We start from the raw sequence: 24,793 nt of genomic DNA on the forward strand, positions 1-24,793 counted from the left end.
CCCTGGCCGTGGGGGAATAGACGCGATGCACGTGGCGTTTGTTCATCGACGGGGTTTCGGTCAGTTCGCTGCCCTGGCCGCTCAACTCGCACAGGCGGGCAACGAGGTCAGCCTCATCACCGAGACCATAGATCAGAAGATCCCTTCCGTTCGAGTCGTTCGACATCGAGCGGAAGCGGGGCCGCGTGCAGATCCCCATATGGCCCGACATATGGGGACTCCCGATCACCATGCGCGAATCGGTCATCGCGTCGCCGAGACGCTCGATGCCATGGTGCGGCAGGGGATGGTTCCCGATGTCGTCGTTGGCCATATCGGCTGGGGAAGCATGATGTTCCTGAAGGATGTGCTCCCGCAGGTGCCCGCATTGGGGTATTGCGAGTTCTTCTACCGGTCGGAAGGGGCAGATATCGGGTTCTCCCCCGACGATCGGCCCGATCTGGAGACGCGCAAGAGACTGCGGCTGCGCAATGTCGCGCAACTCCTGTCCCTCGAGGCCATCGAGGCCGGCATCAGCCCCACCCATTGGCAGAGAAGTCTCTATCCCGCCGACGCCCGGGGGCGCATTTCAGTGTGTCACGAGGGGATCGATACGGCGCGGTTTCGACCCGACCCGACAGCTTCGGCCACGCTTCCGGATGGACGCGTGCTGGGTGCCGATGGTCGTCCAATCGTCACTTTTGTCGCGCGCGATCTCGAACCGTATCGCGGATTCCCGCAGGCTCTCGAGGCGGCCGCCAAGGTCGTGCGCCAACGGGCCGATGCTCTGTTCGTGTTCGTCGGAGGAGACGGTGTCAGCTATGGCGTGCCGCCGCCGGGTGGCGGGGCGTGGAAGGATCACCTCCTCAAATCGCTGGACATACCGCAGGAGAATATCGTCTTTCCCGGCCCGGTGCCGCATTCGGTCTTACGGCAGATCTACCAGATCTCGTCCGCGCATCTGTACCTGACCTATCCCTTCGTTCTGTCCTGGTCGGTGCTGGAGGCTATGGCGTGTGGCGCGTTGGTCATCGGATCGGATACCGCGCCCGTTCAGGAGGTCATACGGTCCGGCAAAAATGGCCTTCTGGTGCCGTTCTTCGATACGGATGCACTCGCCGAGGCCATTCTCGGCGCCCTGGCGAATCCGGAACGTCATTTCGCGATGCGCGTTGCAGCGCGCCGGACAGTCGAGAGGCGTTTCCGGCTGGCGGAATGCCTTAATCGTCAACAGAATATTATTGAAAAGCTGACCGGAAAACCGTTTCGAGGCATTCAAGGAGCGGCTGCATGATTATTACTTCAATTTTTAAAGTATATTTTGAATTCATTTCTTTATATCGGTTGAATTTTGTTATTGTGCGCTGCAATGTTAGTTGTTAGGCTTCTCATCAAAGGCGCCGGATGACTTTGATAAAGTTTGGTTATCCGGGATATTTGTTCTTTGTTGCAGGGTAATTCTTCAGGGGCGGTGCGTGCTAAATTTGACGTCTTCCGGCATTGGGAAACAACTGGTGACGAGAAAGCTGATCGCGGCATCTGCCCGGGATCGGTCCTGCTTCGAAGGAAGCGATATCGAGCATCAGGTCGTTTTCCTCGATGCCGATGGCCTTCCTCCGGTGACATTGCAGAATGCTTTTCCATTGGTCGCCGTCGCCTATTCGGACGAGGGAGAGGCGGATCTGCAGGCGGGTCTGGCGCTGCTTGGACCGTTGGGGACGGTCCCCGCCGTTCCCATCCGCCGGCTTGATCCCGCAAACAGGCCGGAAAGCCTCCCGCTTCTGCAGGCTCTGACCGAAGGCAGCGTCGGCCGGCTTGCGCGGTACAGCGCCTCGATCACTTCGGAGCTTGCGATCCTGCGAAGGGAACGAGAAACACTGCTGGAAAACTACCGGGCGCTCGAAGATGCGTTCCAGGCGCGAAACTGGGAGCCGGTTTCGGAGATTTTCTCCCACGATCCGTATGCTGATCCGAAGGACGAGGGCATCGGGCCGCTGCTTGCCGCAGCCTTTATCGAGCAACTTCTGCCGGTATCCAGCCTTGGCGTGGCGGGGTTTGCCCTTCACCTTCACTCGGTGCCCAGGGTCAGCGGAGAGCTTGTCGTCGCGTTGAGCTATCTCGAGAGTGGCGAAGGGGTTGCCGAGTGGACTGTCCCCTATGCGCAGCTCGTGTCGAACTGGAATTTCTTCTCGCTGCCCCGCGCCTGTGGGGGAGCTGCGCGCACGTTGCGGCTGCGGATTTCTGCGACCGGGCCGGAGACTATCGGCCTTTCGCTCGGCTATCCGATCGCCGGCGAGCGTTATTCGGCGCGCTCGGAACTTCCGCATCCGGATCTCGACCTGCGCCCGCTGGCGTTCAAGGTGTTCACGGGGTTGCCCGGGGTCAAGCCCACCAGAACCCCCAACATGATCGCGCCGAGCAACCTGCTTGAAGGCCAGTACACTGTCGACTATCGCTTGGCTGTCGCTACGTTGAGTCAGATCGCCGACGTTTCGGTCACGCCCATCGTCCCGGAATTCCAGACGGTGCGCTTCCTCGAGCATGAGCATGCCATCGTCTGTCATCCATTGCCGAGCGGCATATCGGCCGGCGCGGTCAGCCGCGCCGTCGAGCCCGGAACGATATCCTTTTCGGTGACGGCCTTTATCGATCATCCGGAAGGCAAGCCCGCGGCGGTCAGCTTCCTGCTTGCGCCGGCAAATTCGAATGCGCGTTCCGAAGTGGCCGAGATCGCGCGAAAGGGCACGGCCAGACCATCGGCATTCTTCAGCGGATGGCGCGAAGTCACTTCCAGCGAGGTCGTCAACATCAACATTCAGCTAGACGAGCCGGTACGCGGCCCGATGGATCTGATGATCCTCAGCCGCGCAGTGACGGATTCCGTCGACTTCTCCTGGCTTAAAGTGTCCGGCTTCAGGATGGTCAAGCAATTTACGGAGGCCACCGATGTCCGGTAACAGGGAGCCAGCGGACCTGATCGCCGTGGCCATGCCTCTCTACGGTCACGCGGCACTTGCTCTTGAGGCGATCGAGTCGGTGCTTGCCTCGAAACCCGGCAACTGCCGGATCGTCATCGTCGTCTCCGTCGACGGCGATCCGCGGCATGAGACGTTCGATCAGCTGCTGCTCTACGCAGCGGCCCATCCTTGCATCCATGTCATATTCGGCCGTAACGCCGGCCCGGGCGGCGCACGCAATCGCGCCATCGATTTTGTCATCGAGCACTTTCCCGAGGCGAAGGCCGTCTATTTCCTCGATGCCGACAACCGCATCCTCCCAGGCACGATCGAGACGCTTTACCGGCAGCTCGTCTCCAGCGGCTGCGGGTGGGTTTACACGAATATCGACACATTTTCGGTCAGCTGGCGCGCCCATTACGGCAATCGCTATTCGCGGCTGGTGCACTGCATCACCGACAATATCTGCGATACGGGATCGATGATCTCGATCGAGGTTTTTAAGGACGGCGTCCGCTTCAATGACGACCGGCAGAACGGTTTCGAGGATTGGGAATTCTGGCTGTCGTGCATCGAGCACGGTTTCGTCGGCATCCCCTGCCACGACACCGTCTTCGAATACAGGCTGAGGGCGGAAAGCCGCTTCAAGGAGGCGAACCGCGACCGCGCCACGTCGGTCAGTTTCCTGCGCAAGCGCCACATGCCGTTGTTCCAGCGTCCGATGCTGGTGGATTTCGAGCACGACGATTGCCCGCGTTACCTGTTTGCGCGGACGGAAGATACAGCGATCTCCTTCTTCACCGATCCCACCAAGCCACCGACCATGCTTCGCCTCGACGACATCATTCCGGCCTTCTGGGGCAATATCGGCGAACCGGACAATGAACATTTTCCGCCATTCCTGGTCGCCGGAAGCGGCGCGGCGCTCGACCTGCTACGGCGATCGCGCATGCTGCCGAACGTGCTTGCTCATCTCGAGCGCCTGAGCGAGGTGAGCAACGTCGTCTTCGTCCAGCTCGCCAACGATGCCTCCCAGCGCAAGATCGAGCCGGTCATTCATGGGCCGGGCGCGCAAAAAATCGGCCCCGCCGATCTCGTTTTCCTGTCGACCCGGATCGTCCAGGACGTGGTCCAGAACAACGCCGTCGACTGGTTCGCCTCGATCGCAAGCCAGCAGGTATGGCCGACATCGGCCGTTCTGAAAGTGCGCTTCCCTTTTCCAAGAAGCCTCCCGCGCCGCTCTCTCATCACGCCTCAGCAGGTGATGATCAATTGCCTCAATGCAATCGCCTCGAGCCCCCTCCGCGAGACGGCGGGCAGGCGGTGGACCTGGCGTCCGGCGCGGCTCGTGCCCTATACCGATCTCCACAAAGCGTTGCGCAAGGAGATCGGAGGATCGCCGATCCTGCCGCTCGGACACAACGAGGGCAAACGCACCGTGGCGCTGCTCGTGCCGAACGCCTCGTTCGGCGGGGCTGAAAAGGTCGTCTATGCCGCGGCCCGGGAGTTGAAGGCGGCCGGTTACGAGACCCACCTCTTCGTGCTCGGCACGTCCCGGATGGACGTGATCGACGAATTCGATGCCAGCTTCGACTACATCCATTTCTGGGAGGCAGGAATTCCGGCCTGGGGAGGTTCGGGTTCTTTCCTCGGACAGGATTTCATCGCCGAGGAGCATTCTGTCGACTGGCAGGCGCTCAAAGGGCAGCTTTCCGGTTTCGACCTGGTGATCAACAACCACGTGATGGCCGTCCATCCCCTCATCGCGCGACTGCGCTCCGAAGGCACGCGCACCGCCTGCTATCTGCACGTCGTGGACAACACGGGTTTCAAGAGGCCCGCCGGTCAGCCCTTCGCAGCGATTGCCCACGAGCATTGCTATGATGCCTTCCTGACCTGCTCCGAACAGCTCAAGATCTATCTGCACAGCTACGGTGTCCCGCACGAGAAGGTCTTCGCCGTTGCGAACGGCGCGAGCTTTTCGGTGCCGCCCAAAGCCTTGGCGGAGGTTCTGGCCGTCAGGCGGATCGAGCGCAAGGACGACCGCTTGCGGATTCTCTACATGGGCCGGTTTGACCAGCAGAAGGGCATCGACAGGCTGGCGGCGGTGCTTGCGGAATTGCGGGCCTCCAACGTCGCCTTCGACGCCCGGGCTATCGGGGGAGAAATTCTTGCCGATTCCAGGGTCTCCTGGAGTGAACGGCTGAAGGACCTCGGCGTGGACGTGCGCCCGCCGGTCTTTGCGAGCAAGGATCTCATCAAGGCGCTCGGCTGGGCCGATGTTCTCCTCATGCCGTCACGGTGGGAGGGCGCGCCGTTGATGATCGCCGAGGCACAGCAACTCGGCTGCGTGCCCATCGCGACCGCGGTCGGCGCGGTGGACGAGCTCATTTGCGACGGCGAGGACGGCATACTCATCAACGCGGCTTCCGATCCTCAGATGGTGAGGGAGATGGCACGCATCATTGAAGAGGTTGCGCGCAATCGCGGAAAACTTGCGCCGCTCATGGAGGGCTGCATCAGAACCGCCGCACACCGGTCATGGACTTCCTCCTTCTCGGAGTTCATCGCGTGGAGCGATCGGTCCGTGAAAAATTCGTCACTGTCCCGCGCCGCGGTCTTTCGCGAGCAGGCGGCGGCAAATCCCGTGGTCGCGGCAGCTGGCTGATTGCCGGGCCGCTCCTTTGAAACAGAAAGGTCTTGTCGAATGCGCCCGCGAATTCTCGTGACGGGTATTCCCGGTCACTACACGCGCCTTGCCAATGGCGCCCATGGTTCGTCCGTCTCCTATTCGGAGCGGCAGAAGCAGCCGGAAACGAAAGAGGAGTTCCTGCAGGAGCTGCGCAACATCAGCAATACCGGGAACTACCTGATCGGCGAAGGCGCCCTGCGGGCGCTCGCGCCGCATGCGAAACAGGTTCCCTTCTGGCATCTCTACAATCTGAGCAAGAGCGGCAGCGGATTCGATGAGTTCAACGCCAATTTCGATATCTGCGTCTTCACCTGCGCCAACCTGTTGCGCAAGGGGCTTTCCGCGGATGCCGAGGCGGATGTGCTGAGCCGGCTCAACATGCCGATCGTCATGCTGGGCATCGGGTTGCAGAACCGCAAGGACCTGGAAAACAATCTTCCAGAAGGAACGAAGCGGCTTCTGGCCGTCCTGAAGGAACGAGAGCACTATTTCCTGACACGCGGCTACGAGTCCGCCGGCTTCCTGAAGGACCAGGGCTTCTCCTTCGTGCGCCCGACCGGCTGCCCTTCCGTCTATTTCATGCCGGACAACATGCGCCGGTCGATGAAGAAGCTGCCGAGCGTCAAGATCGGCAAGGCGAAGACCATTTTTTCGGGCTATCTCGGCGGCAATCAGGATGCGATCCTGGATGCGAACGCGCTCGCTCCTGAGGATACTGTACCGCCATACGTCGTGCAGGACGAGTTCCTTCACTTCGATATGAAGGTGGAGCCCAATGACGAGGGACGTGTCTATGATTCCGCGTCGGGCCGGATGATCGGCGATCTGACTTATCCCGGCACGGAACGGGAGAAGCAGCGGTTCGAGGTTCGCACCTTCTTCGACAACAACCAGTGGCGCGGCTGGGCCTCCTCGATGGATTTCAATTTCGGCCGGCGTTTTCACGGTTCGATCATCGCCATGCAGGCGGCCGTGCCCAGTCTGATGGTGGCGGTGGATGACCGCATGCGCGAGATGCTGGGCTTCACCGGCCTGCCGGCTGTCGATATCACGGAGGTCGACAAGGCGGAGAATCGCGCCGAGTTCGTGGCCGACCATCTGACGCAGCTCAACACCAGCGAACTCGTCGACCGGTATTCCGACCGCGAGAGCGCCTTCCGCACCACCCTTCGCGAAATCGGCATCGGTCTTTAGCGAGGCCCTATCCCGGGGCCCGCGGGCCATCACCCTTCGGTTCAGAGGACAGTCATGCGTATCTTGCTTACGGGCATTCCATCCTATCTGCAGCGGACGATTGCGGACGTCTCCGGCACGACCGTTATCCATCGGCCCTATTTCGACGAGACGAGGACAAAAAAGGATCTGATCGCGCAGGTCAGGAAGATCGCCAATACCGGCAACTACCTGATCGGCGAGGGAGCGGCCGAGAGCCTGCGCGGCCATAACGTCACCTATCTGCCGTTCTGGCATCTGGCCAACAATCGGGAGTCGAACGAGATTTTCGAGCAGGTGAACCGCGAGTTTGATCTCTGCGTCTTCGCCTCCGCCAATCTGCTGCGCCCCGGCTATTCCGCCGATCTCGAGGCGGAAATCTTTGCGAAGCTGACGATGCCGATCGTCGTGATGGGCATCGGCATCCAGCGCAAGGAGGGCCTCAAGGATCAATTGCCGGCCGGTACGCTCAAGTTCCTGGACGTGTTGCGGAACAAGGAGAGTTTCTTCCTCACACGCGGTTACTTCACCGCCGAATTCCTGCGGGAGCAGGGGATGAAGTTCGTCAAGCCGACGGGGTGCCCGTCACTCTATTTCTCGCCGAACGATATGAAACGTTCGCTGACCGCGCTCGCCAACCCGGCGCTGGCGGAAGCCCAGAAGATCGCCTTCGGCGGCTATCTCGGCAGCGTCGCCGACACCATCGTTGACGCCCACGCACTGCTCAAGCCCGACAGTGTCGCAAGCTATGTCGTGCAGGACGAACTTGTTGCCTACAACCTTTCGCTGACCGGCAGCGACACCGACATCGCCTATGACCGGTCGAGTGCGCGCATCACCGGGGGCACGGAATACAAGCATTCGGAGAAATGGCAGCGGAAATACGAGTTGCTGGTCTATTTCGATACGACCCAGTGGCGCGGGGCGATGTCGGAGCGAGATCTCTGCTTCGGCCGCCGCTTCCATGGCTGCATCATCGGCATGCAGGCCGGCACGCCCGCCCTGATGATCGCCGTCGACGACCGGATGCGGGAGATGCTGGAATTCATCGGCTTCCCTTATATCGAGGCCTCCACCTGGAACAGGGAGACGGACAAGCGCGCCTATCTCGCCAACTTCCTCGGCAAGATCGACACGCAGGCCGTGATCGACCGTTATTCCGCGTGCGAGGCGAATTTCCGCAGCGCTCTGGGGCAGATCGGACTTTGAGCGGATGAAGGCGGCGGTGCAGATGCGCGCGATCCTTGCCTTTGCGCTGGCGGTGCTCTGGGCGTTTGCCCCGGTGCCGCCGGCGGGCGCGCGCGATGTGCTTGCCGATCGAATCGGCGTCAACCGGGTCAACCTCGCCTGGCTTTCTGGTGCCGATCAGGAGCGCATCCTGAAGGAAATCGCGGCGAGCGGCATCACCCATGTCCGGCTTTCGCTGTCGATGCCGGTGGACAAGAGCATCGATGCGCTCGAAATCGCGGACCGGCTCGGGCTGAAAATCCTTCTCGAGATCCAGTTCGGCAACAAGGATTACTATCCCCCGGGGGTGCGTCCCCGCACCGGTTTCGGCCGTATCTGGGATGTTCAGCGGCTTTCGGATCTCGACCTTGATCTTTACCGGTCGCAATTGCGCTCGGCCCTTCGCCGCATCGACGGCATGGGCATCCGCATCGACGCCGTTGAACCCGGAAACGAGATAAACTACAGCGCCTACAACGGCGACCTCGTCGTCTACGAGAAGCCCGGGCGACGGACGCCGCGCAACGTTTCGGAAGTCGCAGACCGCACGGCGTTCGGGCGCGGGCTCGACGCTTATGTCGGGGCCGTTCGTATCACGCGGGAAGAATTGCGGGCGACGGTCCATAGCCGCGAGGCGTTTTTGATTTCGGCTGGGCTTTCCGATGTCGGCACAAGCGAGGCCGACCGCCGTGGCATGGAACGGCTCGACCCCGGCGAATTCATTTCACTCCTGCAGGCCCGAGGGATCGATGCGCTGGTCGATGGCTATGGAATTCATCTCTATCCGGGGCGCAAGGACGATGCGGCGCTGACACGCTATGTCAGAAAGCTTCTCAACTTCTGCCGGCCTGAAGGTCAAGGCAAGCCGTGCTGGGTAACCGAATGGGGCATTGCCAACACCGCACTTTCCTGCCCGGTCGACGATCGCCAACGGGAAGTGGCGGTTCGTGCGGTGCGCCGCAGCTTTGAAGAGCTGATGGACGAAGGAAGGCTGAGAGCGGCCTTCTATTATGACTGGGACACCCAACCGGTCTATAGCGTCTGGCGCTGCGGCGCCTTAAGCCCGGCCGGCGTCGCGGCCACGAAAACGGGTAACGGCGACGCGAGGTAGGAAAATCCACGACCTCGAGATCTAAGGCCGAATATGAGGGGCAGACGCTAGGGTTTCCCGCTCAAGAAAACCGCTCCCGGAACAGGGGCGAGCCGGCTTCCTCCTCCGCGATGGCGGCTCGGTTGGCAGCCTCGCGCAGCGCCTGAAAGTCGGTTTGGTGCTCGACCCTGGTGCCGCCAAGCCGCACCGTCACCGATATCTGCCGCTCCTGTCCGGCTGTGAACGTGGTTTCCCTTATCTGCATGCGGATACGCTCGCAGATCTTGCCGGCATTTTCCGTTGACGTGCCGGGCAGATAGATGCCGAGTTCGTCCGAGGCAAGGCGGGCGACGAGATCACCAAAACGCACGGAGGAATATACGATCCGGACCATCGATTGAAGCAGTGTATCAGCCCATTGTGGACCGTAACGGCGATCGATCGCATCGAAATCATCAATCCTGAGAACGAGCAAGACACCATCGGAGCTTTCCGTGCTGCTTATGCGTCTGCGTTCTATCGCATGCTCGACCGAATTCGCAAATTCGCCGGCGCGCATCGTGCCTGTGACGGGGGCACGACCGAGCGCCTGCCGAAGCTCTTCTTGGGTATCACGAAGCGCTTCGTTACGCCGATAAAGCGCCAATTGAAGCGGAAATGTAACAGCGGCCGATATCAACGCCACGGCTGTCAGTTCCACCCAGAACGGACGTTGGGGAACAAGCAGGCTCAATACCCAAACAATCGCGATCGCTCCAATCGCAGCCGCGAGGGTGCGGAGCATTGCCGTCTTGATATGCGGTATGATTAAAGCTTGGCGAAAACGGGAATACAGGGTCATCGGTTGGCGGAGCTTTTGTGGTGGTCTCTATCTTTGAGATATTCCGTGAAATACCGGGTGAATAAATCCTATGGTATTTTAACAGGGTACGAAGAATTTGATCGCCACGATCAACCGGATCGCTGGCCTGGGAGGCCTATCGCCGATGCCGTTGGCGCAGAGCCGGCATTGGTTCAAATTTCCTTGATGCCGCCAGTTTCCTAGATGGATGGCATCCGCTGATGTTCGTCAGCCTTTGCGTGATAGAGCGCTTCCAAGGCGCTTTGCGCCCTCAGAAGCTCGTCAGTATGGGTCTGCGTGATGCTCGATACAAGGGCTGCGACGAGCTCGCGCCTGCGCTTCACGAGGTTTTCGATTGCCGCTTCTACCGCATCCAGGTGCTCCTGGGCCATGATATTCTCCTGTGATGGAATGCCGTCAGCCAGGGGCACCTTTGATCGGCTTGGCAGCCGCGCCGCCGCAAATTCGGACGATTTGGTCAGTTCAGCGCGACAGTGACCGGCTCATGGCCGCTCTGTCCAGACCTTTCGCGCAGCATCTGTTTTCGCCATGCATTAGGAGCAATTCCGTACAGGCGGCGGAAACTGTGGGTGAGGTGCGCCTGGTCGGTCATGCCGCATTCCAGGGCGATCTGGCAGAGCGGCTCGTTGGTGTCGGTCATCATCCGGCAGGCCGTTTCCATGCGCATGCGGGTGACGTATTTGTGCGGTGTCTCGCCAAGGCTTGCCTTGAAGGCGCGCTGGAAGTGGCCGCTGCTGAGGTTGCAGAGAGTTGCCAGGGCCTCGATGCGGATTGTCGAGCGGAGATACATGTCGACATAGGTCTGCACGTTGCGCATCTGCCAGGGAGTGAGGCCGCCGGCGGCGATCTGGCGGAGCGCCGGATCGGATCCGGAGTGATCCGGATCGCCCATGGGCGGCCTGGTGACAAGTCCTTCAAGGTCGATCTCGGACGCCCAAAACCTTGAAACGTCGTCGCGCCTTGTCGAGGGGGTGGCGGACTGGGCCTTCGCGGGCTGTGGGGAGTGCATCCTTAAGTCTCCTTCACTCTCAGTGTGCTTGATCTCGGGTCGGCGCGACGTCGAAGGGAGGCAAATGGGGGGATGCCCCTCGGCTCGTATCGATGATCGGAATTTTAACGCCGAGGCAGGCGGTGAGACTATTGAACAAGGGGACTGTTCCCCCTATCCAAAGGTATGACCGGGACGCACGGAAATTGTCTTGCCACCTTCGGAAGCCTGCGTGTCTGCCCCGCACCACATCAAAAAAGCTCCGGGTCGATGGTTCCGGAGCTGTTGCTTTCTTTGTCAGTCGGTGAAGTGCCGGCGGCGCCGCTTCAGTCGAAGAATGCCCGTCGTCTTCGATGAGATAACGCTGGTCTGGAGGCCTGACGGCGGAGGAGAGACCGACTGGTTCCGCAATAACCGGCGTTTCGCGTCAGCGGCGCAAAAGCGGGAGCAACTGGTCGCCCTGCCGCTTGATCTCCTGGAGATAAGGCGTGTCGGAGAGCACGAAATGGGTGATGCCGAGATCCTCGTATCTGCGCAGCGAACGGGCGACGTCTTGCGCTGAACCAACGAGCCAGGTGGTGCCGGCGCCACCGCCGCCGAATTTCCCGGGTGCGGTGTAAAGGTTGTCGTCGAGGACATCGCCGCGCTCGTGCAGTTCGAGCAGCCGGCGCTGGCCGACGGCGACCGGCTTTCCGTGGTCGTTCCAGTTGCCGGCCTTGCCCTTGGCCATCTCGGCGACCTTCGCCTCGGCATCGGCCCAGGCCTGTTCGGTCGTGTCGCGGACGAGGGTGGTGATCCGCAATCCGAATTGAAGCGGAGGAAGGTCGCGGTCGAGTTGCCTGCTCAGTGCCTTCAGCCGTTCGATCCTCTCCCGCACGCCGTCGAGCGGTTCACCCCAGAAAAGCTGGATATCGGCTTCGGTTGCGGCCACCCGTTCGGCGGCGTCGGAAGCGCCGCCGAAATAGAGTTTCGGGTGCTTGCGGTCGCCGCGGGGCTGAAGGCGAGGCTCGATCGTGGAACCGGTGACCTGGAAATGCTCGCCCCTGAACGTAACGTTTTCTTCGGTCCACAGCCGGCGGACCAGCCGCATGAATTCCTTGGTACGGGCATAACGATGCGCCTGATCGCCCTCGCTGTCGCCATAGGCGGCGAGGTTATCCTGGCCCGAGACGATGTTGACCCGCACCCGGCCGCCGCTCAGGTGGTCGAGCGTGGCCGCCGCCGAGGCGAAGTTTGCCGGCCGCCAATAACCCGGACGGATGGCGATCAGCGGCTCGAAGGTGGTGGTACGGGCGGCAAGAGCGGTTGCGATGGTGAACGTATCCGGCCGGCCCCAGCCGGTGCCGACGAGCGCGCCTTTCCAGCCATGCTCCTCCAGCGCCTTGGCGTGGTTGGTCAGCGTCTCCAGGCTGTTGTGGTTCTCGGCGGAGGAATCGCCGCGATGGCCGGCTTTGACATCGTTCGGGATATACCAAAGGAACTCGGAATTGCTGCTCATGTTATCGACCTGCATCTCTAATGACTGAAATAGGGAAATGAGTGGAAGGCAGCGTGGCGCACGCCGGCCGGGGTCCGAGAGGTTCCGTCAGACGACGATCGGGTTGAGGGCGCCGTCCATGCCGATCACGACGCCGGTGACGTAGCTTGCCTTCGACGAACTCAGGAAGGTGACGACGTTGGCGATCTCGTCAGGCGTCGCCATGCGGCCGAGAGGGATGCGCTGGACCATCTTTTCGAGCGCCGCCTGTTCGCTGATGCCGTGGAGTGCCGCCTCTGCCCGAAGGCCCTCGGTTACTCGTTCCGTTTCGGTATTGCCGGGATTGATGCCGATGATCCGCAATCCGCTGGCGGCATAGGCGTTCGCAAGGCCGACGGTCGCCAGCATCAGCGCCGCATTGGCGGCCCCGCCCGGAAGGTGGATCGGCGATGCGACCTTGCCGCCGCCGCCGATGACATTGACGATCACGCCCGTCTGCCGGGCCGCCATCCGTTTGACCACCGGATCGATGACGTTGATGTAGGAGAAATATTTGGCGTCCATCGCGGCACGCCAGTGGGCCGGGCTGAGGTCCTGGGGCGGCGTGCGGTGCGCGGCGCCGGCGCAGTTGACGAGAATATCCAGCGCTCCCACGTCGGCTTCGATCTTGTCGACGAGCGACAGCGCCTCGTTTTCCGATATCAGATCGGCCGCAAAGCCGATCGCGCCGGGCAGTTTTGCCAGAGCCGCATCGATATTTTCTTGGGAACGCGAGCAGATGACGACGCGCGCGCCTTCGGACAGGAGAGATTGGGCGCAGGCAAGGCCGATGCCTTTGGAGCCGCCCGTGATCAATGCCGTCTTGCCGTTCAAATCGAGTTGCATGGTGCGCTGCTTTCCTCAAAATCCAGGGGAGAGGCTAGGCTCTCGAGGATATTGGAACAAGCAAAAGGCAACTGCCGCGATCGCGGTTACGGGGAAACGGTTCCTTAGTTAGCTGCGCAGGGAGGCAACTCTTCCATGCGGCGCGCCTGGCACGTTTTGCCGGCTTTGCCGAGACGGCGATGTCTGCTGGAGCCGATCCGGCTCCAGCATTCCTACCCTCGGATGATTTCCTCATGGGCCATCGCGGCCTGCAGCAGTGTTTCATCGCAATTGGCATTGGCCGACAGGAGGAAGCCAACCGGCATGCCGGCATCGCCGGTGCCGCAGGGGATGGAGACGCCGCACCAGTCGAGGAAATTGCCGAAGCCGGTATTGCGCAGCGTCCTGCCGTTGGTCGCAAAGAACAGTTCGTCATCCTTTTCAAGCGGTGCGATCGGCGGGGCCACATGGGCGACCGAGGGCATGGCGACGAAGCGGTCGCCGATCAGTGCCTCGGTTTCGGCGATCATCCGGGCGCGGTTCTCGACGATGGCGATATAGTCGGACAGGCTGGTCTTTTCGCCGAGGCGGGTGCGGGCGACGACACGGTGGTCCATCTCCTCCGCATCCGGTCCCGACAGCTTCTCGCGATGCAGGGCGAAGGCTTCGGCGGTCACCATCGGACCGTATTTCACCATCAGCTTCGGGAGTTCGTCGAAGGTCGGGAAGGCGAGGCGGGTGATCCTGGCTCCGGCCTTTGCCAGCCGCTCGATCGCCGCTTCGAAGGCGGCCACCACGCCCGGCTCGGCGCCGTCAAAGACGATATTGGTGGGGATGACGATATCGAAGGTGCGGGCAGGTTGGCGGGCCGTCTGCGGTGCTGCGAGCCCGCGCATAGCCGCATCCACCCAGACCGCATCCTGCACCGTCCGGCAAAGCGGGCCGAGCGAATCGAGACTGGTCGCCAGCGGATAGACGCCGTTCATCGCATAACGGCCGCGGGTCGCCTTGTAGCCGACGATGCCGTTGAAACCCGCCGGGATGCGGATCGAGCCGCCGGTATCGGTGCCCATCGCGACGGGCACGAGGCCAGCTGCGACCGCGACGCCGGAACCGGAGGAGGAGCCGCCGGGAATGCGCGGCGCATCCTTGCCATGCGGATTGTGCGGCGTACCGTAATGCGGATTGATGCCGATGCCGGAAAAGGCGAATTCGCTCATGTTGGTGCGGCCGACCGCGACCATGCCAGCCTGTTTCAGCAGGTCGACGATCGCTGCGTCCTTCGCTGCGGGGTTTGCCTTCTTCAGGACTTTCGAGCCGGCGGTGGTCGCCAGTCCCTCGATGTCGAAGAGGTCTTTCCAGGCGATCGGGATGCCATCGAGCAGGCCGAGCGAACGGCCTTCCTTGATGCGCTTCGAGGAGCCTTGCGCTTCCGCCATAGCGCGATCCTCGAGAAGCGAGATGAACACGGCCTTGTCGGGGTAGGCCTTGATACCTGAGAGGACCGCTTCCGTGACCTCGATCGGATCGACCTTGCCCATCTGGATGAGCGCGGAAAGCTCGGCGATCGACATCGCTCCAAAGGTTTTCGTCACGGCTGTCATTCTCCCCATTGCGTTACTGGCGGCCCACAGATGTATCGGATATTTTGGCGATGGGTAGAGGATTTATCGGCTCGCCAGGTGGTATGGAACCTCCCGCATATCCGCGAAGTTCAGTGAGTCCACCGCATCGGCGGGACATCGGGAAGGATCAGCCCATGAGAAACATCATCGCCATAACCGGTCTCGTGATCGCGCTTGCCGGCTGCAGCACGGACGGCGGCGGAACCACCGGAGCAATCGACATCGGTCCGGGCATCCGGCCGATCCCCGGCAGCATCACCTATCGTGGCCAGCCGCGCACAAAGCTCACCAAGGCGCCGATCGGCAGCGTCGTGCCGCACGAGTTCCGCAACGAACTCGGCCAGCGGGTCGAGGAAAATTACATCATCCAGCCGGACCGCAGCCTGAAGCTGGTCAACCGGCGGGTGTTTCGCGATCCGTTCGGGTTGGACGATTGATGAACTTCAACCGGAAATCGTCGCCCAGGCACGTTCCGTGGCGACCGGTTCGTCGGTGGTGATCTGATCCGGCTTCAGCGCCATCAGGGCGGAGAAGCTGCGGGCTTCGGCCTCGTCGAACCCGGCGTCCGGGTTCTTTAGATTGAAGGTCCAGGCATCCACCAGCCTGCCGGCATCGTGGCAGAGGCCGATCAGGTCGAGCCCATCTTTGGCCGCCTGCAGCACCAGCGGCCAGTGCAGATAGATGGTGTCAGGCTCGGTCGGGCCGGCGATATCGGCGCGCAGATCCGTTTCGACGGCCTTGAGGCCCTGGTGGTGATAGATCTCCATGAGCTTGCCGGTCGGGTCGATGCCGCGCTTGAGGCCCGGCAGTCTCTGCTTGATGGCGACGACAAGATCGAGATCGGCGCCGCTGACGATGATCGAGGAGCCGGCATTGCCGAAATGATCGGCGAGATGATCCATGCCGCGTGCGCCGATCGCCTCCATCCCGTCCTTCATGTCGAACTGCAGCAGGGCGTCCGGATGCGCTGTTTGAAGCATCGTCGCGAGATCCTCGCTGAGGATCGGCGGATGGCCGCCCTGCAGAAGCGTTAGGCCCTGGATGGTTTCGGGCAAAGTATCACGGATGAGGCCGTGGCCGGTGGTTTCACCTTCGAGCTCCTCGTCGTGCAGCACGACAAAGCCGCCATCGGCGCGGACGCGCAGGTCGAGTTCGGTCGATGCTCCAAGGCGAAAGCCTTCCACCATGACGCGCGCGGAAAACAGCGGGTCCTTGAAGCTGCGGCGCAGGCGATGCCACTTCAGCCGGGTGAAATGACCCTGATGGGCGATGCCGAGGCCTGAAAATTCTGAAGCCATGAAATTCCGTCTAAGGTGAAGGGCAGCGATTCGATCGACGCCAGACTATTGTTTTGGAGCTGCCTGCCATAGATCGATGACAGAAGTTTCGTGCCGAGCCTCAAAAGCCGAGATTGTGCCCGGCAGGGAACGACTTGTTATAAAGGTCTGCCGGATAACTATCCGGAAAACATATTTTGTCTCCTGTCACGAAAGGCAGATTTCCATGTCCCATGACGCGAACTGGGCGCCTCTTCCTCCCTATAGCACCGGCCCGCGCGGCCGTTGCCCGCGTTGCGGCCAGGGGCATCTGTTCAACGGGTTCCTGTCGATGCGGCCGGCCTGCGAGGTCTGCGGCCTCGATTATTCTTTCGCTGATCCCGGAGACGGTCCCGCCTTTTTCGTGATGTGCTTCGGCTGCATTCCGAGCATTGCGCTTGCTGTCTGGATCGAGACCAGTTTCCAGCCGCCATTCTGGGTGCATCTGCTGATCTCGCTTCCTTTCCTGCTCATCACCTGCCTTGCGCCGATGCGGCCGCTGAAGGGTTGGCTGGTCGCGAGCCAGTATTTTTACAAGGCAGGCCCCGGCAAGGTCGACCGGGAGCCATCATCGCCCGTTGACGGCGAGAACGGCGGCTGACCGACGGAAGGACTTCGGGGCTCGCGTTAAAACCGAGCCGGAAGATGAGGAACAATCTTCTCTGCAAACCATTCGGCAGGTGACAGTTCAAGGAGCCTGCAATGTCCGATGCCGATGAAATCGAAATGGAAACGCGCCGAAGGTCGCTCGCGGTCGAGGGAGCGATGCTCATGCTGATCGACGGCCTCGCCGCCCGGGGCACCATCTCGGCAGACGAGGCGGAGGACATGTTGCAAATCCTGTCGAAGAGCTCGGATTTTTCGGCGGCGCGGGCTGCAAGCTCGCTGCGGATCGTCAATCAGCTGAAACGCCTGCGGCGGGGCGACGGAGCAATCACCCCTGGGGCGTGAGCCGAAAGGTGGGGTCGCGTCGCATTTTCTCTTTTTTGATTGTGCATTTTGATTGGGAACAACTCCAGACGAGGCCAGTTGGGGCGATCAGTTCGCGATCTCGACAACAAGGAAGATTTTGATGGCCCAGTATCCCACTCCGCCGTTTCCCGAACAGCAGCAGCCGATGCCGGGCTTTACCGGGCGCATGGATCCGGTTCCGGATCACGGTGAATTCTCCTACCGCGGTTCCGGTCGGCTGGCCGGCAAGAAGGCGGTGATCACAGGCGGCGACAGCGGCATCGGCCGGGCCGTGGCGATCGCCTATGCGCGCGAGGGCGCCGATCTCTTGATTTCCTATCTGGACGAAGACGAGGATGCCGAGGATACCAAGCGCCTGGTCGAAAAGGCCGGCCGCAATGCAGTCCTGGTCCCGGGCGATATCAAGACCGCGGCGCACTGCCGGGCGATCATCGACAAGGCGGTCCAGGAGTTCGGCGGGATCGATATCCTCGTCAACAACGCCGCTCATCAGGCCACGTTTTCCGACATCGGCGACATCAGCGACCAGGAATGGGAACTGACCTTCCAGGTCAACATCCATGCGATGTTCTATCTCACCAAGGCAGCGGTACCCCACATGAAGCCGGGTAGCGCCATCATCAACACGGCATCGATCAATTCCGACAGTCCGAGCCCGACGCTGCTCGCCTATGCGACCACCAAGGGCGCGATCCAGAATTTCACGGCCGGCCTCGCACAGCTGCTGGCCGAAAAGGGCATACGCGCCAACGCGGTCGCACCCGGGCCGATCTGGACGCCGCTCATCCCCTCCACCATGACGGAAGACCGGGTGAAGGAATTCGGCAAGCAGGTGCCGATGAAACGTCCCGGCCAGCCGGCCGAGCTGGCGACGGCCTATGTCATGCTTGCCGATCCGCTCTCCAGCTACGTTTCCGGTACGACCATCGCCGTCACCGGCGGCAAGCCCATCCTGTAGTTAAGCTCTCCTCCCACGACAACAGCGGCGGCGTGGGCCCACGCCGCCGTTCATGTTTGGCGGGTACATTTTCTCAGGTGCGGCGGCCGACTTCCCGTGCCAGATCCTCAAAACAGAACTTGGTGCCTTGCTCGTTCGCTTCGTTTGCCAGAAGCAGCAGCCGGATCGGAAATGCGATCGCCTTCTGATGGGACGTCGAGACTGCGAGCGGCTTGTCGTCGGCAAGCACGGTGCGTTCGGCCGCCTGCAGGGCGCTCTGAATGTCGGCATGGGAGACGACACCCTTTTCGACCAGAAGCCGATTGATCGCGGCAACGGCGAGATAGAGGCCTTCGAGCTGCGGATTGGCGGTGTTCATGTCTCTGTCCTTTGCGTGGAAGACGGAACCGAGGTCGCGGCATTTTCATCGATCAGCCGCGCTCCGCGCTGCTGGGTCAGGTAACGCCAAATCCATTGTACGCTAACCAGCAGGCGTTTTTCAAAATTGACGAGCAGGTAGACATGGACGAGCGCCCAGAGGAACCAGGCGACCCGACCTTTGAGCGTCCATTTGCCGAAATCGAAGATCGCGGCATCGCGGCCGATGACGGCGGTATTGCCGCGATTGCGGAACCGGAAAGGCTGGGGCGCCTTGCCGTCCAGCAGTCTCGCCCGCAGCGCCTTGCCGAGATATTGCCCCTGCTGCTTGGCGACCTGGGCGAGCGCCGGCAGCGGCTTGCCATCTTCCGCAAGCCCCAGCGCCGTGTCGCCGATCGCAAAGATATCCGGAAAGCCGGTGATGGAGAGGTCCGGTTCGACCGGAATGCGCCCTCCCGCCTTGCCTTCGATGCCGAGCCATCTGGCTGCGGGCGAGGCTTTGACACCCGCGCCCCAGATGACGCAGCTGGTGCGGAAACGCTGCGAGCCGGCGATGACCTCGTCCTTGGTGACGGATTCGACGGCCAGATTGGTCATCACCTCGACGCCGGCCTTCTCCAGGGCCTTCAGGGCGTATTGGGTGAGGTTGTCGGGAAAGGTGGCGAGGATCTTCGGGCCGGCTTCGATGAGGATGACCCGCATGTGATCCGGCTCGAGCTTGCGGAAATCGCGGGTGATCATGAAGTGGCCGAGCTCGGCGATCGCGCCGGCCATTTCGACGCCCGTCGGACCGCCGCCGATGATAACGCTGGTGAGCAGCGCCTTCTTTTCTTCTGGATCATGGGAAAGCTCGGCCTTCTCGAAGGCGAGCAGCAGGCGTTGGCGGATCAACCTTGCTTCGTGGATGGTCTTCAGGCCCGGCGCCCAGGCTCGCCAGTCGTCATGGCCGAAGTAATTGTAGTCCGAGCCGGTGGCGATGACGAGGCGGTCGTAAGGGACCGACGTCCCGTTGTCGAGCATCACGGTCTTCGCCGCCGCATCCACGCCGGTGACTTCCGCCAGCATGACGTTGATGTTCTTGAAGCGCCCGAGCGTGCGGCGGATCGGTTCCGATATGTCGGCGGGAGACAGTGCGGCGGTCGCGACCTGATAAAGGAGCGGCTGGAAAAGATTGTGGTTGCGCCGGTCGATGACGGTCACGTCGATGGGGCTGTTGCCGAGCGCCCCGGCAGTCGCCAGCCCGCCGAAACCGGCGCCGACGATGACGACGCGTGGTGGTTTTGTTTCTCCGCCCGTCATGTCGTTGTGCAAAGTTTCATCGGCCATATTGCCCCACCCTTTTGGCGGGGCAGGACCCCGCTAGACGTTCGTTCAACCCACGTCAGGCCCGTTTGTTCCGGGCATGTTTTACCGGAACCTTTTAAGCCTGTCGCCGTTCAATTTCACGACATCAAAAGGAGAAAGTCATGAACAGCATCGTTTGGTTGGTCGGCGCGGTGGTCATTGTCATCGCCGTTCTGAACCTCGTTGGGTTTGCTTGATTTATTGAATGTAATCAAGCCGGAAGCCTTGCTTCCACCTGTCGCGAACTGAAAAGGAGACAGTCATGAACAGCATCGTATGGCTCGTTGGAGCCGTCGTTATCGTTCTCGCCGTCCTGTCCTTCATCGGCATAGGCTGATCGGTGGGAAGCAAAGCTGAAGGATATCGATAAGGCGCCATCCGTTTCGGGATCGGCGCCTTTTCCTTGTGAGGCTCTTTTGACGTAGCGGCGCTATTCCACCAGCAGAAGCGCGAAGGGGTGGTCGCCGAACGCCCAGTTGACCGCGATGCGATCCTTGGGATCGACGACCTTGCCGGTGCAGACATCGCGATAGCGGCGGTGCCCCAGCCTTTCGGGCAGAATTATCTCCGTTTCCGCCCAGCGTTCGGACCGAGACGGGGCAAGGCCCGCATGCAGCGCGCTGAACACCAGCCGCGGGGCGATGACGATGAAGGCGTCGTCCATGTCGGCGCGGGCGAAGGCTATGACGTTGTCAGCGCGCTTGCCCGACGCTCCGAGCGGCAGATATTCTCCCCGCCGAAACAAGGTCGGTGCCTCCTGGCGAACGCGCAGCAGGGTGGCGATGACATGCTGTTTCAGCCGGCCGCTCTGCCATTCTCCCTCCTCGGTGGAGGCAAGCTTTTCCCTCTCCGTAAGTCGCTGCTGGAGCCCGCCGAAATCCGGCTCGCGGCGGTTGTCCGGATCGACGAGGCTGAGGTCGAGGCCCTCGCTGCCCTGATAGATGTCGGGTACGCCCGGCGCCGTCAGCTTGATGATCGTCTGGGTGATGCCGTTCACCAAGCCTGCTCGGATGAAGGGGCGCAAGGTATCGGTGAAGTCGGTCAGGAAGGCCTGGTTGCTGGGTGACAGAAGCGTGCGGGCGTACTCCAGGACCGCCTTCTCGTAGGTCTCATTTGGATCGCCCCAATTGGTGCGCAGCTTCGCCTCGCGCAGTGCCTTTTCGACATAACCGAGGAAACGTGTCTCCAGCGCCTTGAGGCCTGCTGCTTCTTCGGTGTGGAGATCGTTTGGCCAGGCGCCGGCGAGCACCTGGTAGAGCATCCATTCGACCGCAGGTTCCGGAGCGGGTCCGTCGTCCAGCGCGCGGACGGCTTGGCTGTTGATCCTGCGCCAGCGATCCACGGCATCGGCCCAGAGGTCCGGGGCCTCGGTGATTGTATAAAGCCGGGCGCGTGCATCCTCGCCGCGCTTGGTATCGTGGGTCGAGGTACCCGACAGCGCGTCGGGCTGCCTTTCCAGCCGCGTCTGCATTTCCGCGTGAAAGCGGTCGAGCGAGAAGGCTCGGGGCAGGGGCTCGGCACCGACCTCGTTGAGCGCCAGCGCCATATGCTGCCGGAAGAACAGCGTATCTTCCACGGATTTCGCCATCAGCGGGCCGGTGAGCTGCTGGACGCGGGTGCGGAAGATCGACGCGCTGCTGGCTGCGGCATGCTCGACATCGCCGATCAGGATGCGTTCGAGGAAGGCGAGCGCCGCATCGTCCGGCGGGTTAGGGCCGTTGCGCACCTTGCCCAGAACTTTTGCCAGCATCTCCCGACCTTTTGGCGGCATGCCCTCCTGCGTGCCATAGGTGCGGTAGACCGGGAAGGCGACCAGCAGTTCCCGCAGCGCCGATTTTACCGCAGCCTCGGATAGCGCGGACCTGCGGTCGCCGGTGGGCCGGATCTGCATGGCGATATTCAGCAGCGTCGAGACCTCGCCGGCGAAATTGTTGTCGGCCATCAGGAGCTTTGCGGCGCGCAGTTCTGCTTCCATGTCGATCGGTTGGCCGGTCATCCTTTCATAGGCGCTGCGCAGTTCGTCCAGTTTGCGACCGTCGACCAGGGCGTCGCTGAGGGCTGCGATGAACTCGTAGCCGGTCGTGCCGGAGATAGGCCAGTCTGCCGGGATCTGTTCGCCTTCTCCGAGGATCTTTTCGACGGTGATGTAACAATCCGGCCCGGCCTCCTGCCGCAGTCGTTCAAGATAACCCTTCGGGTCGGCGAGGCCGTCGACGTGGTCGACGCGCAAGCCGTCCACCTTGCCGTCATGGACGAGTTCGAGGATCAGCCGGTGCGTGTCGTCGAATACGGCGCCATCCTCGACCCGCACGCCGGCAAGCCCCGCAATCTCGAAGAAACGGCGATAGGAGAGTTCGCGCGGTGCATCCCGCCAGGACGTCAGCCGGTAGGGCTGCTGGTCGTGCAGTCTGGCAATCGCGGCGCGATCAGTGATCTTCAGTACTTCCGTCTCGCGGCCGGCGTAATTCGCCGGGGCCAGCGGATAAAACGTGTCGTAGTAAGCCAAGGCCGGGTTGCCGGTTTTCGGATCGGTTTTGAGGGAAATCTCCCCGGCTTTCAGCACCTTCTCGAACGTGTCGCCGAGGAAGGGCAATGTCAGGCGCCTGGTCCAGTCGATATCGAAATGGCGGGCATATCGGCTGTTCTCGCCGTTTTCGACGACATCGCGCCACCAGGGATTTTCAAGCGACGCCGCCATGTGGTTCGGGACGATGTCGAGGATCAGGCCGAGACCCTCGGCCTTCAACGCCTTCACCATGCGTTCGAAACCGTCGCGGCCCCCGATCGCGGGGTCGATCTCATTGGCGTCGGTCACATCATAGCCGTGGGTGGAGCCGGTCGTGGCGGTGAAGATGGGGGAGGCGTAGAGGTGGCTGATGCCGAGCCGCTTCAGATAGGGCACCAGTCCGCTGGCGCGATCGAAGGTCATGCCGTTGCGAAACTGGATCCGGTAGGTGGCGGTCGGGATCATCATGCGGTGTCTCCGACAGCTTCGAAACGGACGAGGACGGAATCGGGGGGCAGGTCCTTCGCCTGTTCCGGCCATGCAAAGATCACCTTGCCTGGCATGTCCGGCAGCGCCTGCGCCTTTTCGCCAAGGTTGAGCGCCATCGAGAGCGTGCCTTTCGGGAAGACCCAGGAGACCGCGAGGAAGCCCTTGTCGATCCTCAGCACCTTGCCGGAGCGACCGCCCGCGGAGCCGAGCAGGGGCACCACGATCTCCCGCCGCAGTTTCAGAAGCGCCTTGGTAAACTCCAGCCAGTCCTTGCCGTCCGCCGATTCCAGCTTCTTCCAGTCGAGCCTGCAGGCATCGAAGGTCTTTTTGGCATTGGGGTCGGGGACGGTCTCTCCCTCGTGGCCCGCATGCCCTTCGAACTCCTTGCGGCGCCCGTCCCGCACCGCCTTGGCCAGATCGCCATGGAAATCGGTGAAGAACAGGAAAGGGTTGGTCTCGCCATATTCCTCACCCATGAAGAGAAGCGGGATATGCGGCGAGAGGAGAAGCATGGCGAGCAGCGGCTTCACCTTGTCGGGGCCTGCAAGCTCGATCAACCTCTCGCCCTGGGCGCGATTGCCGACCTGGTCGTGGTTCTGGATGAAATCCACGAAGGCGACCGGCGGCTGATCGAGGCTCGATACGCCACGCTTTTTACCGGTCTGCGGCGAGACTTCGCCCTGATAGGCGAAACCTTCCGCCAGCACCCGCGCCACCAGCATTTCCGGCTCCCTGGCGAAGTCCTTGTAATAGGCATGCGTCTCCCCGGTCGCCAGGACATGGACGGCGTTGTGAAGGTCGTCGTTCCATTCGGCGGTGAAGAGCGGCGCCTTGCCGTCCTCGTCGCGGGGGTGCAGGAATGTGACGTTGCGGCTGTCCTCGGTGGTCAGGTGGATGGCACGCTCGGGGATCTCGGCGCGGATGCGTTCGGCGATCTCGATCAGTACATGTTTTTCGGAGGGATCGTTGATCTGGTCGATGGCGTCGAAACGCAATCCGTCAAGATGGAATTCCTCCAGCCAGTAGAGCGCGCATTCGGTGATGTAGCGCCGAACCGGCTCGACGTCATAGGCGATCGCCGCGCCCCAGGGCGTCATCTTTTGCCTGTGGAAGAAGGCGGGTGCCAGAAGCGGCAGATAATTGCCCTCCGGGCCGAAATGGTTGAGCACGATATCGAGTACCACCGTCAGCCCGTGCCCGTGTGCGGCATCGATGAAGGCCTTGAAATCCTCCGGCGGACCATAGGCGGCATGAGGCGCATAGAGGAGCACGCCGTCATAACCCCAGCCGCGATTGCCGCCGAAATGGGCGACGGGCATGACCTCGATCATGGTGATGCCGAGGTCTGCGAGATAAGGCAGCTTGTCGATCGCGGCGCGGAAAGTGCCTTCTTCCGTAAACGTGCCGATATGGATTTCGTAGACGACCGTTTCTTCCCAGGGCCGGCCCTGCCATTCCGGATGCTGCCAGGTGTAGCTGGTCGGGTCGATCACCAGCGACGGGCCGTTGACGCCGTCCTTCTGGCCGCGCGAGGCGGGATCAGGCACGACCATGCCATCGGCAAGGACATAGGCATATTCGGCGCCGGGGGTGATGCCGGTGGCGAGCAGCTCGAACCAGCCGTCGTCGCTGCGGCTCATCTCGGTATCATCGCCGTTCAACCTCAGCGTCACGGTCTCCTGGCCGGGTGCCCAGAGCCGGAACCGCACTTCGCCGGCGGCGACATATTCGGCGCCCCATGTCTTTGGAAACGCACGAAACTCGGTGACGGCATTCAACTCCGGCATGCTGTCCAGCCCCTGGTTGAGAGAGACCGGCAAACGGCCGAAGAGGCTTCGAGTTCCATTGTGGGGCATAGGCGCAATAAAATTGCGCGGG

General features: G+C 61.8%; 21 protein-coding genes. 10 read left to right on the forward strand and 11 right to left on the reverse strand.

The features are described from left to right. Positions 1-25 precede the first annotated feature (25 nt). The 6 genes from MOV63_RS05615 (at position 26) to MOV63_RS05640 (ending at position 9,178) form a co-directional block, all read left to right on the forward strand. Positions 26-1,273: a glycosyltransferase family 4 protein gene (locus tag MOV63_RS05615; protein ID WP_247032341.1), complete on the forward strand. Its 1,248-nt coding sequence runs from the start codon at positions 26-28 to the stop codon at positions 1,271-1,273. A 181-nt stretch (positions 1,274-1,454) separates the two neighbouring features. Further along, complete coding sequence (locus MOV63_RS05620; protein ID WP_247032343.1) at positions 1,455-2,936, forward strand: DUF6212 domain-containing protein; 1,482 nt, start codon at positions 1,455-1,457, stop codon at positions 2,934-2,936. Further along, positions 2,926-5,604 carry a glycosyltransferase gene (locus MOV63_RS05625; protein ID WP_247032345.1) on the forward strand — a complete coding sequence of 893 codons (2,679 nt, stop codon included), beginning with the start codon at positions 2,926-2,928 and terminating at the stop codon, positions 5,602-5,604. The genes MOV63_RS05620 and MOV63_RS05625 overlap by 11 nt, the downstream gene beginning before the upstream one ends. A 39-nt stretch (positions 5,605-5,643) precedes the next feature. Further along, positions 5,644-6,822 (forward strand): polysaccharide pyruvyl transferase family protein, encoded by a 1,179-nt coding sequence (locus MOV63_RS05630; protein ID WP_038544745.1) that lies wholly within the window; start codon positions 5,644-5,646, stop codon positions 6,820-6,822. A gap of 54 nt (positions 6,823-6,876) precedes the next feature. Beyond that, on the forward strand, positions 6,877-8,049 hold the full coding sequence (locus tag MOV63_RS05635; RefSeq protein ID WP_247032347.1) for a polysaccharide pyruvyl transferase family protein: 1,173 nt from the start codon (positions 6,877-6,879) through the stop codon (positions 8,047-8,049). A gap of 22 nt (positions 8,050-8,071) precedes the next feature. Further along, complete coding sequence (locus tag MOV63_RS05640; RefSeq protein ID WP_247032349.1) at positions 8,072-9,178, forward strand: glycoside hydrolase; 1,107 nt, start codon at positions 8,072-8,074, stop codon at positions 9,176-9,178. Between the two features lie 61 nt (positions 9,179-9,239). Here the strand turns inward: MOV63_RS05640 and MOV63_RS05645 are convergent, their stop codons facing one another. From MOV63_RS05645 to MOV63_RS05670, 6 genes are all read right to left on the reverse strand, one after another. Beyond that, entirely contained in the window at positions 9,240-9,941 is a 702-nt protein-coding gene (locus tag MOV63_RS05645) for a GGDEF domain-containing protein (RefSeq protein ID WP_247032351.1), read from the reverse strand. A gap of 257 nt (positions 9,942-10,198) precedes the next feature. Beyond that, positions 10,199-10,390: a hypothetical protein gene (locus MOV63_RS05650; RefSeq protein ID WP_247032353.1), complete on the reverse strand. Its 192-nt coding sequence runs from the start codon at positions 10,388-10,390 to the stop codon at positions 10,199-10,201. Positions 10,391-10,476: 86 nt separating this feature from the next. Continuing rightward, a complete protein-coding gene (locus MOV63_RS05655) occupies positions 10,477-11,028 on the reverse strand; it encodes an AraC family transcriptional regulator (protein WP_247032355.1) in 552 nt (183 codons plus the stop codon). Positions 11,029-11,434: 406 nt separating this feature from the next. Further along, complete coding sequence (locus MOV63_RS05660; RefSeq protein ID WP_247032356.1) at positions 11,435-12,505, reverse strand: LLM class flavin-dependent oxidoreductase; 1,071 nt, start codon at positions 12,503-12,505, stop codon at positions 11,435-11,437. Between the two features lie 87 nt (positions 12,506-12,592). Beyond that, entirely contained in the window at positions 12,593-13,369 is a 777-nt protein-coding gene (locus MOV63_RS05665; protein ID WP_247032358.1) for an SDR family NAD(P)-dependent oxidoreductase, read from the reverse strand. 212 nt (positions 13,370-13,581) lie between these two features. Further along, on the reverse strand, positions 13,582-14,943 hold the full coding sequence (locus MOV63_RS05670; RefSeq protein ID WP_247032360.1) for an amidase: 1,362 nt from the start codon (positions 14,941-14,943) through the stop codon (positions 13,582-13,584). 164 nt (positions 14,944-15,107) lie between these two features. Here MOV63_RS05670 and MOV63_RS05675 point away from each other — a divergent pair, with 164 nt between their 5' ends. Then, a complete protein-coding gene (locus tag MOV63_RS05675) occupies positions 15,108-15,410 on the forward strand; it encodes a hypothetical protein (protein ID WP_247032362.1) in 303 nt (100 codons plus the stop codon). 6 nt (positions 15,411-15,416) lie between these two features. Here MOV63_RS05675 and MOV63_RS05680 read toward each other — a convergent pair whose 3' ends face one another. Then, positions 15,417-16,271 (reverse strand): glycerophosphodiester phosphodiesterase family protein, encoded by an 855-nt coding sequence (locus MOV63_RS05680; protein WP_247032364.1) that lies wholly within the window; start codon positions 16,269-16,271, stop codon positions 15,417-15,419. Between the two features lie 205 nt (positions 16,272-16,476). On the opposite strand from MOV63_RS05680, the gene MOV63_RS05685 reads away from it, so the two are divergent. The 3 genes from MOV63_RS05685 to MOV63_RS05695 all read left to right on the forward strand — a co-directional run bounded on the left by MOV63_RS05685 (position 16,477) and on the right by MOV63_RS05695 (position 18,219). Next, positions 16,477-16,890, forward strand: a complete 414-nt coding sequence (locus tag MOV63_RS05685; RefSeq protein ID WP_247032366.1) for a DUF983 domain-containing protein — start codon at positions 16,477-16,479, stop codon at positions 16,888-16,890. A gap of 101 nt (positions 16,891-16,991) precedes the next feature. Further along, positions 16,992-17,240: a hypothetical protein gene (locus tag MOV63_RS05690; RefSeq protein ID WP_038544728.1), complete on the forward strand. Its 249-nt coding sequence runs from the start codon at positions 16,992-16,994 to the stop codon at positions 17,238-17,240. Between the two features lie 121 nt (positions 17,241-17,361). After that, positions 17,362-18,219, forward strand: coding sequence for an SDR family oxidoreductase (locus tag MOV63_RS05695; RefSeq protein WP_247032368.1), 858 nt, complete (start codon positions 17,362-17,364; stop codon positions 18,217-18,219). A gap of 73 nt (positions 18,220-18,292) precedes the next feature. Here MOV63_RS05695 and MOV63_RS05700 read toward each other — a convergent pair whose 3' ends face one another. From MOV63_RS05700 to treZ, 4 genes are all read right to left on the reverse strand, one after another. Beyond that, the gene (locus tag MOV63_RS05700; RefSeq protein WP_038544725.1) at positions 18,293-18,577 is read right to left on the reverse strand and encodes a hypothetical protein; all 285 of its coding nucleotides are present in this window, start codon (positions 18,575-18,577) and stop codon (positions 18,293-18,295) included. Continuing rightward, positions 18,574-19,902, reverse strand: coding sequence for an NAD(P)/FAD-dependent oxidoreductase (locus MOV63_RS05705; RefSeq protein ID WP_247032370.1), 1,329 nt, complete (start codon positions 19,900-19,902; stop codon positions 18,574-18,576). The genes MOV63_RS05700 and MOV63_RS05705 overlap by 4 nt, the downstream gene beginning before the upstream one ends. Positions 19,903-20,350: 448 nt before the next feature. Beyond that, a complete protein-coding gene (gene treY, locus MOV63_RS05710) occupies positions 20,351-22,894 on the reverse strand; it encodes a malto-oligosyltrehalose synthase (protein WP_247032377.1) in 2,544 nt (847 codons plus the stop codon). Further along, positions 22,891-24,702, reverse strand: a complete 1,812-nt coding sequence (gene treZ, locus MOV63_RS05715) for a malto-oligosyltrehalose trehalohydrolase (RefSeq protein WP_247032387.1) — start codon at positions 24,700-24,702, stop codon at positions 22,891-22,893. The genes treY and treZ overlap by 4 nt, the downstream gene beginning before the upstream one ends. Between the last annotated feature and the right edge of the window lie 91 nt (positions 24,703-24,793).

Origin of the sequence: Neorhizobium sp. SHOUNA12A (assembly GCF_023006505.1) — a bacterium.
In the GTDB taxonomy this organism is placed as follows: domain Bacteria; phylum Pseudomonadota; class Alphaproteobacteria; order Rhizobiales; family Rhizobiaceae; genus Neorhizobium.